Annotated in this window: 12 protein-coding genes; 5 read left to right on the forward strand and 7 right to left on the reverse strand. The window is 72.6% G+C overall.

Translation table 11 applies throughout. From position 1 onward, the window contains the following. Nucleotides 1-40 precede the first annotated feature (40 nt). The 5 genes from V5P93_RS33245 to V5P93_RS33265 form a co-directional block, all read right to left on the reverse strand. On the reverse strand, nt 41-1,345 hold the full coding sequence (locus tag V5P93_RS33245) for an amidohydrolase (RefSeq protein WP_104478153.1): 1,305 nt from the start codon (nt 1,343-1,345) through the stop codon (nt 41-43). A 214-nt stretch (nt 1,346-1,559) separates the two neighbouring features. After that, complete coding sequence (locus V5P93_RS33250; RefSeq protein ID WP_146107962.1) at nt 1,560-1,832, reverse strand: hypothetical protein; 273 nt, start codon at nt 1,830-1,832, stop codon at nt 1,560-1,562. Nucleotides 1,833-1,940: 108 nt separating this feature from the next. Beyond that, complete coding sequence (meaB, locus tag V5P93_RS33255; protein ID WP_104478151.1) at nt 1,941-2,933, reverse strand: methylmalonyl Co-A mutase-associated GTPase MeaB; 993 nt, start codon at nt 2,931-2,933, stop codon at nt 1,941-1,943. After that, nucleotides 2,926-5,115 carry a methylmalonyl-CoA mutase gene (gene scpA / locus V5P93_RS33260; protein WP_104478150.1) on the reverse strand — a complete coding sequence of 730 codons (2,190 nt, stop codon included), beginning with the start codon at nt 5,113-5,115 and terminating at the stop codon, nt 2,926-2,928. The genes meaB and scpA overlap by 8 nt, the downstream gene beginning before the upstream one ends. Beyond that, nucleotides 5,112-6,977 (reverse strand): methylmalonyl-CoA mutase family protein, encoded by a 1,866-nt coding sequence (locus V5P93_RS33265; RefSeq protein ID WP_104478149.1) that lies wholly within the window; start codon nt 6,975-6,977, stop codon nt 5,112-5,114. The genes scpA and V5P93_RS33265 overlap by 4 nt, the downstream gene beginning before the upstream one ends. Nucleotides 6,978-7,098: 121 nt before the next feature. Between V5P93_RS33265 and V5P93_RS33270 the strand changes: the two genes are divergently transcribed. After that, nucleotides 7,099-8,787 (forward strand): serine/threonine-protein kinase, encoded by a 1,689-nt coding sequence (locus V5P93_RS33270; RefSeq protein ID WP_104478148.1) that lies wholly within the window; start codon nt 7,099-7,101, stop codon nt 8,785-8,787. Between the two features lie 105 nt (nt 8,788-8,892). On the opposite strand, the gene V5P93_RS33275 is transcribed toward V5P93_RS33270, so the two are convergent. Beyond that, on the reverse strand, nt 8,893-9,762 hold the full coding sequence (locus V5P93_RS33275; RefSeq protein ID WP_104478147.1) for a class I SAM-dependent methyltransferase: 870 nt from the start codon (nt 9,760-9,762) through the stop codon (nt 8,893-8,895). Nucleotides 9,763-9,807: 45 nt separating this feature from the next. Beyond that, on the reverse strand, nt 9,808-10,458 hold the full coding sequence (locus V5P93_RS33280; RefSeq protein ID WP_104478146.1) for a MerR family transcriptional regulator: 651 nt from the start codon (nt 10,456-10,458) through the stop codon (nt 9,808-9,810). Nucleotides 10,459-10,545: 87 nt separating this feature from the next. On the opposite strand from V5P93_RS33280, the gene V5P93_RS33285 reads away from it, so the two are divergent. Genes V5P93_RS33285 through V5P93_RS33300 form a run of 4 tightly spaced genes read left to right on the forward strand, consistent with a single transcriptional unit; the run spans nt 10,546 to nt 14,328 of the window. Continuing rightward, nucleotides 10,546-11,439 (forward strand): hypothetical protein, encoded by an 894-nt coding sequence (locus tag V5P93_RS33285; RefSeq protein ID WP_181043371.1) that lies wholly within the window; start codon nt 10,546-10,548, stop codon nt 11,437-11,439. Further along, complete coding sequence (locus V5P93_RS33290) at nt 11,436-11,882, forward strand: ABA4-like family protein (RefSeq protein ID WP_104478327.1); 447 nt, start codon at nt 11,436-11,438, stop codon at nt 11,880-11,882. The genes V5P93_RS33285 and V5P93_RS33290 overlap by 4 nt, the downstream gene beginning before the upstream one ends. Further along, nucleotides 11,879-12,691 carry a purine-nucleoside phosphorylase gene (locus V5P93_RS33295; RefSeq protein WP_181043370.1) on the forward strand — a complete coding sequence of 271 codons (813 nt, stop codon included), beginning with the start codon at nt 11,879-11,881 and terminating at the stop codon, nt 12,689-12,691. The genes V5P93_RS33290 and V5P93_RS33295 overlap by 4 nt, the downstream gene beginning before the upstream one ends. Then, the gene (locus V5P93_RS33300; RefSeq protein WP_104478145.1) at nt 12,688-14,328 is read left to right on the forward strand and encodes a phospho-sugar mutase; all 1,641 of its coding nucleotides are present in this window, start codon (nt 12,688-12,690) and stop codon (nt 14,326-14,328) included. The genes V5P93_RS33295 and V5P93_RS33300 overlap by 4 nt, the downstream gene beginning before the upstream one ends. The last annotated feature ends 30 nt before the right edge of the window (nt 14,329-14,358 follow it).

A 14,358-nucleotide genomic window follows, 5' to 3' on the forward strand; every position in this document is an offset into this window, starting at 1 on the left:
GGGGAGCCCCTGTTCCGCACAGGGACTCCCCCGGTTGCTCTCAGCCCAGCGCCGCCAGCGCGGCGTGGGTCATCACCCGGATCCCGACCAGCAGCGCCCGCTCGTCGAGCTGGAACGTGGGCTGGTGCAGGTCCTTGGGCTGGCCCTCGCCGGACCACACGCCCAGCCGCATGAACGAGCCGGGCACGTGCTCCAGGTACCAGGCGAAGTCCTCGCCGCCCGCCGACTGCTTGGTGCCGACCAGCCCGGACTCGCCGAGCGCGGACTCGATCGCGGTGCGCAGGTACTGCGTGCTCTCCCGCTCGTTGACCACCGGCGGCACGCCGCGCTGGTACTCCAGCTCGTAGCCGACCCCGGTCGGCGCCAGCAGCGACTGCACCAGCCCGGACACCAGCGGTTCCAGGTCCGACCACACGTCGTGGTCGCCGGTGCGCAGGGTGCCGCGCAGCAGGCCGTCCTGGGGCACCGCGTTCGGCGCGTCGCCCGCGTGCACCGCGCCCCAGACCAGCACCGTCCCCGAGCGCGGGTCGATGCGCCGCGACAGCAGCGCGGGCAGCCCGGTGATGACGGTGCCCAGCGCGTGCACGAGGTCGGCGGTGAGGTGCGGGCGGGAGGTGTGGCCGCCGGGGGAGGTGAGCCGCACCTGCACCAGGTCGGTGGCCGAGGTGATGGCGCCGACCCGGGTGCCGATCTTGCCGACCTCGGTGCGCGGGTCGCAGTGCAGGCCGAAGATCCGCTCCACGCCGTCCAGGCCGCCCGCGTCGATGATGTCGAGCGAGCCGCCGGGGAAGACCTCCTCGGCGGGCTGGAAGATCAGCCGGACGCGGCCGGGCAGCGACGGCGCGGAGGCCAGCGCGATGCCGGTGGCGAGCAGGATGGTGGTGTGCGCGTCGTGGCCGCAGGCGTGCGCGGCGCCGGGCGCCGTGGCCGCGTACGGCAGGCCGGTGGCCTCGGTCATGGGCAGCGCGTCCATGTCCGCGCGCAGCGCGACGCAGCGCTCGCCGGTGCCGACGTCGCAGACCAGCCCGCTGCCGCCGGGCAGCAGCTCCGGCTGCAGGCCGAACGACTTGAGCAGACCCGCGACCAGCTCGGTGGTCGCGAACTCCTGCCGGGACAGCTCCGGGTTGGCGTGGATGTGGCGGAACCAGGCCACCACGTCCGAGGCGTTGGCGGTCAGCCACTGGTCGAGCCACGCGGGCCCGCGACCCGCTCCGAGATCCTGCACAGGGGGCATCGTGACGCCAGTCGGCGTGATCAGCACGGTGGGCTCCGGCCCACCCCCACCCGAGCGCGCCTTCCGTCCCCCCTCGGACGGCACGTCGGGACGCGAGTCCAACACGGTCACGCGACCCCCCTGGTTGCGACGACTATCGTGGTTCCGATTTCCATTTGCCACGATCCTGCCGCATTTCGAGGGTCGAACAACCCCGGAAAGCAGTGGCTTACGGCCCGCGGTCGTGGTGCTGCGGTGAGCGGGCGACGGGGGTTCGCCCGCACTGGTCCTTGATCAAGATGAGGGGTGGTCCAGGGGAGGTGAACCGCATCACCCGCCGACCGCGTCAGCCCTTGCGCCGCTTGGCCCGCACCCGGTTGCCGTAGATGACGATGCCGAGCAGCACCACCGCGACCACCCCGACGACGATCTTGTTCTTGGCCTTGTCCCGCTCGGCCTCGGTGGGCGGGGGCTGGAGGTCGACACCGGGCGCGGTCGGGGCTTGCGCCAGACCGACCACCCCCGCCTGCGTGGGTGACGCGGCGAAGGCGGCGGGCGGCCCGCCGACGAGGAGCACGACGGCGGCGACCGCCGCGAGCAGCACTCTGGCCATGCGCATGGAACTGCCTGCCCTCCGGGCTCGGGGAGAGAGAGTCGTCACCAAGATTAGTGGTCGCGGTCACCGTCCGCGAACACCGCGCGTCCCGCGCGGGTCAGCCTGTCGGGGTCACTCGACCGGGTCGGTGAAGGCGGCGAGGATGGCCTCGGCGGCCAGGGTGGCGGTGAGGGTGCCCGCGCGGACCCGTTCTTCCAGGCCAGGGGCCGCGGCGCGGACGCCGGCGTGGTCGCGGAGCCGGGAGAGCAGGGTGTCGTGGACCATGGCCCAGGTCCAGTCGACCTGCTGCTGCCTGCGCTTCGCGGCCAGTTCGCCGGAGTCGGTCAGGGTGCGGTGGTGGGCCTCGACCTGCTGCCACACCTCGTCGAGTCCGTGGTTCTCCTGGCCGCTGCAGGTCAGCACGGGCGGGGTCCAGGTCGCATCCGGGTCGCGCAGCAGCCGCAGGGCGCCCGCCAGTTCCCTGGCGGCCTTGGCGGCCTCGCGCGCGTGGTCGCCGTCGGCCTTGTTGACGGCGATGACGTCCGCGAGTTCCAGCACGCCCTTCTTGATGCCCTGCAGCTGGTCGCCCGTTCGGGCGAGCGTGAGGAACAGGAAGCAGTCGACCATGGCCGCCACGGTCGTCTCGGATTGGCCTACCCCGACGGTCTCCACCAGCACGGTGTCGTATCCCGCCGCCTCCATCAGCACGATGGTCTCCCGGGTCGCCCGGGCCACCCCACCGAGGGTCCCTGAGGTGGGGGACGGTCGGATGAACGCCCGGGGGTCCACCGCCAGCCGCGACATCCGGGTCTTGTCGCCGAGGATGCTGCCGCCGGTGCGGGTCGACGACGGGTCGACGGCCAGCACCGCGACCCGGCGACCCGCCGCGGTCAGGTTCGTGCCGAGGGCGTCGATGAAGGTCGACTTCCCGACGCCGGGCACGCCGGTGATGCCGACCCGGTGCGCGCCGCCCGCGTGCGGCAGCAGCTCGACCAGCAGTTCCTGGGCCATGGCGCGGTGGTCGGCCCGCCGGGACTCGACCAGGGTGATCGCGCGCGAGAGCAGCGCGCGGTCACCCGCCAGCACGCCCTTGGCGTAGGTCCCGACGTCGACCGGCTCAGCCAAGCCCGTGCCCGTGCTGCTCGGCGAGCTTGCGCAGCAGCTCGGTGGCGGCGGTGGCGATGACCGTGCCGGGCGGGAAGATCGCCGCCGCGCCCGCGGCCCGCAGCTCGTCGAAGTCCTGCGGCGGGATGACGCCGCCGACCACGATCATGATGTCCGGACGGCCGAGCGCGGCCAGTTCGGCGCGCAGCGCGGGCACCAGGGTGAGGTGCCCGGCGGCCAGCGAGTTCACCCCGACGATGTGCACGTCCGCCTCGACCGCCTGGCGCGCGACCTCGTCGGGGGTGGAGAACAGGGGGCCCACGTCCACGTCGAAGCCGAGGTCGGCGAACGCGGTGGCGATCACCTTCTGGCCGCGGTCGTGCCCGTCCTGGCCCATCTTGGCGACCAGGAGCCGCGGCCTGCGGCCCTCCGCGTCGGCGAACGCGTCCACAGTGGACCGCGCGGTGTCCACCGCGCCGTTCGCCGCGCCCTTGCCGACCTCGTCGCGGTACACCCCGGAGATGGTACGGATCTGCGCCGAGTGCCTGCCCCAGACCCGGCCGAGCGCCTCGGAGATCTCCCCGACGGTGGCCTTCGCCCGCGCCGCGTCGATGGCCAGCTCCAGCAGGTTCCCGTCGGCGTCGGCGGCCCGGGTCAGCGCGGCCAGCGCCCGCTCGACCGCGTCGCCGTCGCGCTCCTCGCGCAACCGCCGCAACTTCTCCACCTGCCGCGCCCGCACCCCGGCGTTGTCGACCTTGAGGACGTCGATCGCCTCCTCGTCGGACACCTGGTACTTGTTCACCCCGATCACCGGCTGGCGCCCGGAGTCGATCCGCGCCTGGGTCCGCGCGGCGGCCTCCTCGATGCGCAGCTTCGGGATGCCCGCGTCGATCGCCTTGGCCATCCCGCCCGCGGCCTCGACCTCGCCGATGTGCCCCCACGCCTGGCGCGCGAGGTCGTGCGTGAGCCGCTCGACGAAAGCGCTGCCGCCCCAGGGATCGATGACCCGGGTGGTGCCGGATTCCTGTTGCAGCAACAACTGGGTGTTGCGGGCGATGCGCGCGGAGAAGTCGGTCGGCAGCGCCAGCGCCTCGTCGAGGGCGTTGGTGTGCAGGGACTGCGTGTGCCCCTGGGTGGCGGCCATCGCCTCGACGCACGTGCGGATGACGTTGTTGTAGACGTCCTGCGCGGTCAGCGACCAGCCGGAGGTCTGGCAGTGCGTGCGCAGGCTCAGCGACTTGGCGTCCTTCGGGTCGAAACCCTTGACCAGCTTGGCCCACAGCAGCCGGGCCGCGCGCAGCTTGGCGACCTCCATGAAGAAGTTCATGCCCACGGCCCAGAAGAACGAGAGCCGGGGCGCGAACCGGTCCACGTCGAGTCCCGCGTCGCGACCGGCGCGGAGGTACTCGACGCCGTCGGCGAGGGTGTAGGCCAGTTCCAGGTCGGCCGTGGCCCCGGCCTCCTGCATGTGGTAGCCGGAGATGGAGATGGAGTTGTACTTCGGCATGGTCCGCGAGGTGTAGGCGAAGATGTCGGAGATGATCCGCATCGACGGCCGCGGCGGGTAGATGTAGGTGTTGCGGACCATGAACTCCTTGAGGATGTCGTTCTGGATGGTCCCGGCGAGCTGTTGCGGCGCGACGCCCTGCTCCTCCGCCGCGACGACGTAGAGCGCGAGCACCGGCAGCACGGCACCGTTCATCGTCATCGACACGCTCATCTTGTCGAGCGGGATGCCCTCGAACAGCTGGCGCATGTCGTAGATGGAGTCGATGGCCACACCCGCCATGCCGACGTCACCGGCCACCCGGGGGTGGTCGGAGTCGTAGCCGCGGTGGGTGGCGAGGTCGAAGGCGACCGAGAGGCCCTTCTGCCCGGCGGCGAGGTTGCGGCGGTAGAAGGCGTTGGACTCCTCCGCGGTGGAGAAACCCGCGTACTGGCGGATCGTCCACGGCTGGTTGACGTACATCGTCGGGTACGGACCGCGCAGGTACGGGGCGATGCCCGGGTACGTGTCGAGGAAATCCAGCCCGGCCAGGTCCTCGGCGGTGTAGACCGGTCGGATGCCGATGCCCTCGGGGGTTTCCCACACCAGGGCGTCGGCGTCCTTGCCGGTGCTCGCCTGCAACGCCGCGCGCCAGTCGGCCGCGGTGGCGGTCGCGGGCTCGCCGAGGTCGATGCCGCCGAAGTCGGGGATGCTCATGCGGGGACTCCCAGGGTTTCCAGGGTGGTGCGCAGGACGTCGAGCGCGTCGCAGCCGGTGAACACGAAACCGTCCACACCCTCCACATCGGACGGTTTACCGGCGAGCAGCACGGTGGCGGCACCAGCGGCCTTGAGCGCGCGGGCGACCGGGGCGGCCAGTTCGCCGTAGGACCGCTCGGCCCCGCACAGGCAGGCGACGGTCGCGCCGCTCTCGGTGAACCGCGCGGCGGCGGTCTCCGCGTCGGTGAGCACGCCGCCGTCGGGGGTCTCGATCCCGCCCGCCTGGAACAGGTTGGCGGCGAAAGTGGCGCGCGCGGTGTGCGCGGCGACGGGGCCGAGGGTGGCGAGGAAGACCTTCGGCCGGGCGCCGGTCTCGGCGAGCACGCGGTCCGCGCGGTCGCGCAGCTCCTCGTACTCCTGCGCGTACCGCACGACCGGCAGCCCGCCGGACGGCGCGGCGGGCGCGGGCCGCCTGCTCGGGACCCGCTCGGCCAGGTTCGGGAACTCGCTGACCCCGGTGAGCGCGTCGGTGCGGGTGGCCAGGTTCGCCGACCGGGCCGCCCAGGTCGCGGCGAGCCGCTCGGCGACCAAGCCGGAGTCCAGCGCGGCGAGCAGCCCGCCCGCGCGCTCGATCTCGGTGAACCAGGCCCACGCGGCCCCGGCCAGCTCGTCGGTGCGCGCCTCGACGTACCAGGAGCCGCCCGCCGGGTCGATCACCCCGGCCAACCGCGACTCCTCCAGCAGCACCGCCTGGGTGTTGCGGGCGATCCGCCGGGCGAACGGGTCGGGCAGGCCGAGCGCGGTGTCGAAGGGCAGCACGGTGACCGCGTCCGCGCCGCCCACACCCGCGCCGAAACAGGCCAGGGTGGTGCGCAGCAGGTTCACCCACGGGTCGCGCGCGGTGAGCATGGCGGGCGAGCTGACCGCGTGCTGCCGCTGCCCGACCGGGGTGGCGCCGCAGACCTCCAGCACCCGCGACCACAGCCTGCGCGCGGCGCGGAACTTGGCGGTGGTGCCGAACTGGTCGGCGGTGGCGGCGTAGCGGAACTCCAGCCGGGCCGCCGCTTCGTCCACGGTCAGCCCGGCCGCGGTGATCGCCCGCAGGTAGGCGACGCCCGCGGCGAGCGCGGCGCCGAGTTCCTCGGCGTCGGAGCCGCCCGCCTGGTGGTAGGGCAGGCCGTCGACGACGACCGCGCGCAGACCCGGGTGGCTGCGGGCGGTCTCGGCGGCCAGTGCGGCGGCGCCGTCGAGGTCGGCGTCCTGGCCGGTGCGCGCCCGGTGGCCGAGCGGGTCGGCGCCGAGGTTGCCGCGCACCCTGGCGGGTGGGACGCCCTTGTCGGCGTGCAGGCGCAGCAGCTCGCCGGCGGCGGCGCGGAAGTCGGCGCCCGCGTCCAGGGTGACCGGGGCGAGGTCGAGGTAGACGTCGGCGAGCACGTCGCCGAGCGCGCCCACCGGGATCCCGGCGGCACCGACGACCAGCCACAGCGATGTGACGCCGTGCTCGAGGTCGGCGAGCACCGCGGCCCGGGTGGCGACCGGGTCGGGGTCGGCGTGCCGCTGGCGGACGTCCCAGCCACCGGCCACGTACCCCTCCGGCCGGGCACCGCGCAGGAAGGGCGGGAGCCCGGGAAAGTTCTCCGGGACTTCAGCTCGGTTATAGAGCGGTTTCAGCTCGACGCCGTCGTAGGTGCGGGTGGTGAGCAGCGTCTCGACCGGGTGGTCGTAGTCGTCGGGCACGGCACCGGACTTGCGCAGCACCCGGTCCACCATGCCCTGCCAGCGCGAATGCGTCGCGGGCTCGAACTCACCCGCGAGGACCAGGTCGTCCGGCCCGGCGGTGGGCCCGGTCTGAGCTGTCATGCCAGTCGACTCTACGGACCCGGCAAGAGCACCGGCGTGTGAGCCAGATCGCGGTTACCGACGAGTAGACACTCGGATACCTTTCACTTTTCACCCCTGACCGATGGGCCCGTGGGTGAGAATGTCGGCCGTGTCGACCCAGGAGCCCGAGCAACGCCTCGTAGCGGAGCGCTACCGCCTGCGCAGACAGCTCGGCCAGGGCTCGATGGGCACGGTGTGGGAGGCCTACGACGAGTTCCTGCGCAGGCCGGTGGCGGTCAAGCAGGTCCGCATCCTCGCCGACGACGCGGTCGAGGAGATCGAGGAGTTGCGCGAGCGCACGCTGCGCGAGGCCCGGGCCATCGCGGTCGTGTCGCACCCGAATGTCATCATCCTGCACGACGTCGCCCGCGAGGACGACGAGCCGTTCGTGGTGATGGAGTTCCTGGTCGCGGTCAGCCTGGCCGAGCTGATCGCGGGCAACGGCCCGCTGAGCACCGAGCAGGCCGCGATCGTCGGCCACGCGGTGGCGTCGGGGCTGCAGGCCGCGCACGAGGTCGGGGTGGTGCACCGGGACGTGAAGCCGGGCAACGTCCTGGTCTGCCCGGACGGCCGGGTCAAGCTCACCGACTTCGGCATCGCCCGCAACGTCTCCGAGCGCACCCTGACGCAGCTCGGCGTGATGCTCGGGTCGCCCTGCTACATCGCCCCCGAGGTCGCCTCCGGCGGCGCGGTGACCCCGCAGGCGGACCTGTGGGGGCTGGGGGCGACGCTGTTCGCCGCCGTCGACGGGCACGCCCCGTACGACCCGGACGCGCCCGCCCTGGAGACCATCGGCCAGGTCGTCAACGGCGAGGTCCCGGTCCCCGACTACGACGGCCCGCTGCGCCCGGTGATCACCGGGCTGATGGTGAAGGACCCGGACACCCGGATGACGCTGCGGGAGGCCAGGGAGCTGCTGTTGCCGCTGCTGCCGCCCGCGGGCAGCCCGGTCCACGAGAGCCTGCGCCTGGACCCGCCGTCACCCGAGGACGCGCGCACGGTCGTGACCAAGCCGGTGGTGTCGGTCGAGGCGCCCACCGAGCGGGGCGCCCCGCTCGCCGCGGCCCCCGGCCCCCTGCCGTTCGCGACCCGCCAGGAGCGCCTGCCCCGGCGCGCCCCGCTGGTCACCGCGGCCCTGGCGGCGTCGGCGGTCCTGCTCTTCGGCGGCGCCGCGGTCGGCGGCTTCGCCATGACCCGGGCGGTGGGCGGGCAGGAGGTGCTGCCGCAGAGCCCGCCCCCCGCGTCCCAGCAGGCCGCGGCCCCGATCCGCGAACTCGCCCCCCGCACCGCCGACGCGGCGACCCTGGCGGGCGAGCAGGGTGGGACGTTCACCGTCCCGGTGCCGGACAACTGGGTGAAGTTCGTGGAGCAGCGCACCGCGAAAACCCTCCCGAACAGCACCCGCGTGCACTGGGTTTCCCCGGACGGCACCTCGGAACTGGTCGTGGAGCGGTTCCCGAACTTCTACACCAAGCACACGGTCGAGCAGTACCTGCGCGTCCTGTCGAGCCGCACACCGGGATACCGGGTGGTGGGCAGCACGCCGCTGGAATCGGGGAACATCCCGGAAACCGCGGTCCAGCTGACCTACCGCAGCGTCGACTTCGCCGAAGACGGCGGCCCGGGTTCCTCGGGTACGGACGTCAACCGGACGTCGATCGCCAACATCCTGCCGATGGACCGGGACCTGTGGGTGGTCAGCGTGACCGTGCCGATCGAATTGGAGGACACGGGCAGGCGGGGCCTCTTCGCCAGGATCGCACCCGAGTTCCGGGTATTGACCAAGTAGCTCGTGGGAAGTCCCGCGGTCACGTAAGCGATAACGACGGGAATGCGCACCCCGGGCCACTGGTCGGTATTTCCTCGTACGGGAGAGATTCTCCGGTTTTCGGGGTCAGGCGAGTTGGAAGTGCCAGACGAGCATCACGGGCGAGCCGGGGTAAACGGCGCGCGCGGCTTCGGGGACCATCGCCATCAGGCTCCACGGCCAGACGTCCCAGGGGCCCGGGGAGTCGGCGGGTTCGGGGGTCCCACCCAGTTCCGCGACCGGTTCCCGACAGTCCCGGACCTGGAAACCCCGTGGCAGTGCGGCACGCAGGTAGTCGCCGACCAGGTGTCGGTGGGCCGGGAGCCGACCGGGTCGGCCGTCCTGGTCGCGCACCGACGGGATCGACCCGCGGGCCACCGACTCCGGGTGCATGTCCACGACCACCAGGTGGCCGCCGGGGCGGAGCACGCGGGCGAACTCGGCGAAGGCGGGGGTGAGGTCGGGGAGGTGGGTCAGCGCGAGTCCACAGGTGACCAGGTCCACCGACGCGTCGTCCACCGGGAGTCCACGCAGGTCACCGAGCCGGAACTCGGCCTCGGGCACCCGGGGGCGGGCGTGGTCGAGCATCTCCGGTGAGCCGTCGACGCCGAGCACCCGGTGGCCGCGGTCGGCCAGCAGCCGCGCGTAGCGGCCCGTGCCGCACGCGGCGTCCAGCGCGGTGCCCGGGGGCAGCGGGTCGATGATCCGCCGCAGTTCCGGTTCGTCGATGGCGAAGGCGCCGTTGCCGGGCTGGTCGTACGTGCGCGACCAGATCCGGTAGCCGTCGGCCGCGCCGACCCGGTCGACCTCCACCCCCGTCCACGGCTCGTCGAGCAGCCGCCGGATCTCGGCGATCCGCGCCTCGGTGAACTCGCGGTCGTGGTCGCCGGTGAAACCGCGCAGCAGGGCCAATCCCTCGATGCCGAGCAGGTAGGCCAGCGGGTGCTCGTAGCTCACGGGAGCGACCGTAGCGAGGCGCGTCCGGGCGGGCCACGGGGTTTCCTACGGGCCGGGGGTCTCCGACCCGCGCGGGGGGAAGCGCTTGGCCGACTCGCTGGTCTGGGCCAGCCTGCGCACGGCCGCGATCGCCGTGTCGCCCAGGACGGTGCCGACGACGACGCTCTCCAGCATGTGGTCGATCGTGCGGGCCTGTTCGATGTAGTCGATGTCGATCACGCCGACCTGGGGCATCACGGCGACGTACCGGCGCAGGTGTTCGGCGAACCGGTTGTGCCCCAGCGCCTGCGCGGCCACCATGACGTTCGCCAGCGACGCGATCGCCGGGTGGTCGCGGAAGTACCGGTAGCCGTACTCCTCCAACAGGTTCACCACCTCCTGCTCGGCAGCCTCCTGCGCGGGCCCGGACAGGCCGTCGGTCGACGGGAGCAGCGCCTTCTGCACGGTGCCGAGCCGGAGGTCGAGGTTCGCCTCGTCGCTGTCGATGCGGGCCAGCACCTCGCGGACCGTGGCCACGGACAGGCCGCCGACCTCGATCAGCGCGCGGACGAAGCGGAGCCGGTGCACGTGGCCGTCGTCATATCTGGCCTGGTTGGGGCTGGTGCGCTCGCCCGGCGGGAGGATGCCTTCCCGCAGGTAGTACTTGATCGTCGGCACCGCCACGCCACTGCGCCTGCTCAGCTCGCTGATCCGCATGCACCTTCCCAACCCCTCGACAACGGGTAGGTGGATAGAGTATCTATCGATAGCAGATAGCACTACTATCCATTCGAGGGGCTCACGATGCGGACCTGGCACCGACCGTTACTGGTGTTGACCGGGCTGATGGTGTTGACCGGGCTGGTCTCCGCCGTCGGCCTGGTCGTCGACGACCGGGTGCTGGTCGGCTCGGCGATCTGGCTCAAGCCGCTGAAGTTCAGCGTGTCGTTCGTGGCGTTCGCGCTGAGCTGGGCGTGGCTGCTGTCGCTGCCGGAGAAGCCGTCCAAGCTGCTGAACCGGTCCGCGACGGTGATCGTCGGCGCGACCGTGATCGAGATGGTCATCGTCGTCATGCAGGTGGTGCGCGGGGAGCGCAGCCACTTCAACAACACCACGCCGTTCAACACGCTGATGTTCAGCATCATGGGCATCACCGTCGCGGTGCTGTGGGTCTGCACGCTGCTGATCGCCATCAAGCTCGCCGCGCAGCGGCTGGCCCCGGCGCCGGAACTGGCGGCGATCCGGCTGGGCATGTTCCTGTCGCTGGCGGGCATGGCCGTCGGCGTGCTGATGACGATGAACACCAGCGGCGTCCCGGACATCGTCGGCGCGCACAGCGTCGGCGTCCCCGACGGCGGCCCGTCGATGCCGCTCACCGGCTGGAGCACCACGGGCGGCGACCTGCGCGTCGGCCACTTCGTCGGCATGCACGCGCTGCAACTGCTGCCGCTGCTGGGCTACTTCCTGCGCGGCCGGGTCGACGAGCGGTCCGGGGTCCGGTTGGTGTGGACGGTCGGCGCGGGCTACACGGCGCTGCTGGTGCTGCTCACCTGGCAGGCGCTGCGCGGGCAGTCGCTGATCCACCCCGACTGGGTGACCGCGACGGCGTTCGGCGTGATCGTCGTCGGCGTCGCCATCGGCGCGCTGTCCGCCCGGCGCCCGGCCGCGGTCGCGACCCGGGAAGCGAGCACCGCGTGAGCACCCTGTTCAACCTGGCGTTCTACGCCGTCGTCCCGTTCTGGGCGTTGATGATCGTGGCCCCGACCTGGTCGTGGTCGCGGCGGATCGCCGAGTCGCCGCTGATCCTGCTGCCCGCGCTGGTGGTGTGGGCGGTCGCGGCGGTGCCGGTGTTCGGCGAGCTGTGGGCGGGCGTCACCCAGCCCACCTTGGCCGGTTGGCTGGCGTTCTTCACCGACGACAACGCCGTCGTGCTCGTCTGGGCGCAGGTGCTGGCGTGGGACCTGTTCATCGGCCGGTGGATGTACCTCGACAGCCGCGACCGCGGCGTGCACCCGCTGCTGATGGCGCCGATCCTGGTCTTCACCATCCTGCTCTCGCCGCTCGGGCTCCCGCTCTACCTGCTGGTGCGACTGGGATTCCCGGCACGCGAGGAGGTGTCGCGCGTAGGCTCCGGAGCGTGACCGGAATCGACGTTGACACCGACCCGGGCCGCGCCGCCGAAGAGGCGGCCAAGGCCATCGCCGACCGCACCGGGGCGACCAGCCACGACATCGCCCTGATCCTGGGCTCCGGCTGGCGCCCCGCGGTCGACCAGCTCGGCGAGCCCGCCGCCGAGGTGCCGGTGGCGGAGCTGCCCGGCTTCCTCGCGCCGACGGTGCAGGGTCACGGCGGCACGATCCGCTCGATCGAGGTCGGCGACAAGCGGGTTCTGGTGCTGCTCGGCCGCACCCACCTGTACGAGGGCCACGGCGTGGCGCGCGCGGTGCACGGCGTGCGCACCGCGGCGGCGACCGGGGTCCGAACGGTCATCCTGACCAACGCGGCCGGGTGCCTGATCGAGGGCGCCCGGGTCGGGCAGCCGGTGCTGATCAGCGACCACCTGAACCTCACCGCGCGGTCCCCGCTGGTCGGCGCCGAGTTCGTCGACCTGACCGACCTGTACTCGCCGCGCCTGCGCGCGCTGGCCAAGGAGATCGACCCGACGCTCGTCGAAGCGGTCTACGCGGGACTGCCCGGCCCGCACTTCGAGACCCCCGCCGAGATCCACATGCTGCGGGTCCTCGGCGCGGGCCTGGTCGGCATGTCGACCGTGCTGGAGGCGATCGCGGCGCGCGCGGCGGGCGTGGAGGTGTTCGGCCTGTCGCTGGTGACGAACCTGGCGGCGGGCATCACCGGTGAGCCGCTCAACCACCTGGAGGTGCTGGAGGCGGGCCGGATCGCCGCCGAGGGCATGGGCGGCTTCCTGCGCGAACTGGTCGCGCGCTCGTGAGCAGGCTGACCCCGGCCCTGCGCGACCAGGCGTTCCGCTGGATCGCCGACGACCCGGACCCGGACAGCCGCGCGGAGCTGCAGAAGATCGTCGCGGAGGCGATGGGCGGCGTGCCGGGGAGGGCCGAGGAGCTTGAGGACCGTCTCGCAGGCCCCCTGACGTTCGGCACGGCGGGACTGCGCGGGCCGGTGCGGGCGGGTCCGAACGGGATGAACACCGCGGTCGTCATCCGGGCGACGGCCGGGGTGGCGGCGTGGTTGGTGTCCCAGGGGCACCGGGGCGGTGTGGTCGTCGTCGGCCGCGACGCGCGGCACGGCTCAGAGGCGTTCTGGGCCGCTGCCGCCGGTGTGCTCGCGGCGGCCGGGTTCGACGTGCGGGTGCTCTCCAATGCCCTGCCCACCCCGCTGCTGGCCTACGCCGTCCGCGCGCAGAACGCGGTGGCGGGCGTCCAGATCACGGCGTCGCACAACCCGCCGCAGGACAACGGGTACAAGCTCTACGTCCAGGGCGGCGGTCAGATCGTGCCGCCGGACGACCACGCCATCGAGGCCGCCATCGCCGCGTGCCCGGCGGCCGTGTCGATCCCCCAGGTGCGCACGTGGACCCCGATCGAGGAGCCGACCCTCAACGCCTACCTCGACCGCGCGGCGACGCTCCCCCGCGGCACGGCCCGCGAACTCCGCATCGCCGCGACGGCCCTGCACGGCGTAGGCGCGGGTCCCCTCAGCCTGGCGCTGCACCGCGCGGGTTTCACCGATGTCCACCTGGTCCGCGAGCAAACCGAACCCGACCCGGACTTCCCGACCGTCGGCTTCCCCAACCCGGAGGAGCCCGGCGCCACTGACTTGTTGCTTTCCCTGGCATCCACAGTGGACGCGGACATCGCCATCGCCCTCGACCCGGATGCCGACCGCTGCGCGATCGGCATCCCCACCCCCACCGGCTGGCGCATGCTCACCGGCGACGAAACCGGTTCCCTGCTGGGCGAACACATCCTGTCCACAACGGACTCGGTGTCCCCGCTCGTCGCCAACACCATCGTCTCTTCTTCTCTGCTCTCCGCCATCGCCACGGCGCACGGCGCCCGCTACGCAGCCACCCTGACCGGCTTCAAGTGGCTGGTCCGCGCGGGCGAGGGTTTGATCTACGCCTACGAAGAGGCCCTGGGCCACTGCGTGGACCCCACCTCGGTCCTCGACAAGGACGGCATCTCCGCCGCCATTCTGCTGGCGGACCTGGCCGCCACCCTCCGCGCCACCACCCGCACCCTGGCGGACGCCCTCGACGACCTGGCCCTGCGCCACGGCCTGCACCTGACGTCCCAGGTCTCCTTGCGAGTCACCGACCTAACCCGAATCGGTACCCTGATGACGGCGCTGCGCGCCAACCCACCCCCCACCTTCGCCGGGGTGGCGGTGACCGCGGAGGACCTCATGCCGGGCGCGAACGTCCTGCGCTACACGGGCGACGGCCTCCGAGTCCTGGTCCGCCCGTCCGGCACGGAACCAAAAATCAAGGCCTACCTGGAAGTCGTCGAACCCGCCCCCACCGCGGACGCCCTCCCGGCCGCCCGCACCGCGGCCCAGGACCGCCTCACCGCGATCTCCACGGAAATCCGCGACCTACTCAACGGATAGCGAATGTTATCGGCTGAAGACCACGGCACA

Source organism: Actinokineospora auranticolor (genome assembly GCF_041897805.1).
Classification (GTDB): domain Bacteria; phylum Actinomycetota; class Actinomycetes; order Mycobacteriales; family Pseudonocardiaceae; genus Actinokineospora; species Actinokineospora auranticolor.

Coding starts and splice junctions, on each gene's coding strand:
- V5P93_RS33265 (WP_104478149.1), bottom strand. CDS start 6,977: ATGACAGCTCAGACCGGGCCCACCGCCGGGCCGGACGACCTGGTCCTC.
- V5P93_RS33250 (WP_146107962.1), bottom strand. CDS start 1,832: ATGCGCATGGCCAGAGTGCTGCTCGCGGCGGTCGCCGCCGTCGTGCTC.
- V5P93_RS33280 (WP_104478146.1), bottom strand. CDS start 10,458: ATGCGGATCAGCGAGCTGAGCAGGCGCAGTGGCGTGGCGGTGCCGACG.
- V5P93_RS33270 (WP_104478148.1), top strand. CDS start 7,099: ATGTCGGCCGTGTCGACCCAGGAGCCCGAGCAACGCCTCGTAGCGGAG.
- V5P93_RS33285 (WP_181043371.1), top strand. CDS start 10,546: ATGCGGACCTGGCACCGACCGTTACTGGTGTTGACCGGGCTGATGGTG.
- scpA (WP_104478150.1), bottom strand. CDS start 5,115: ATGAGCATCCCCGACTTCGGCGGCATCGACCTCGGCGAGCCCGCGACC.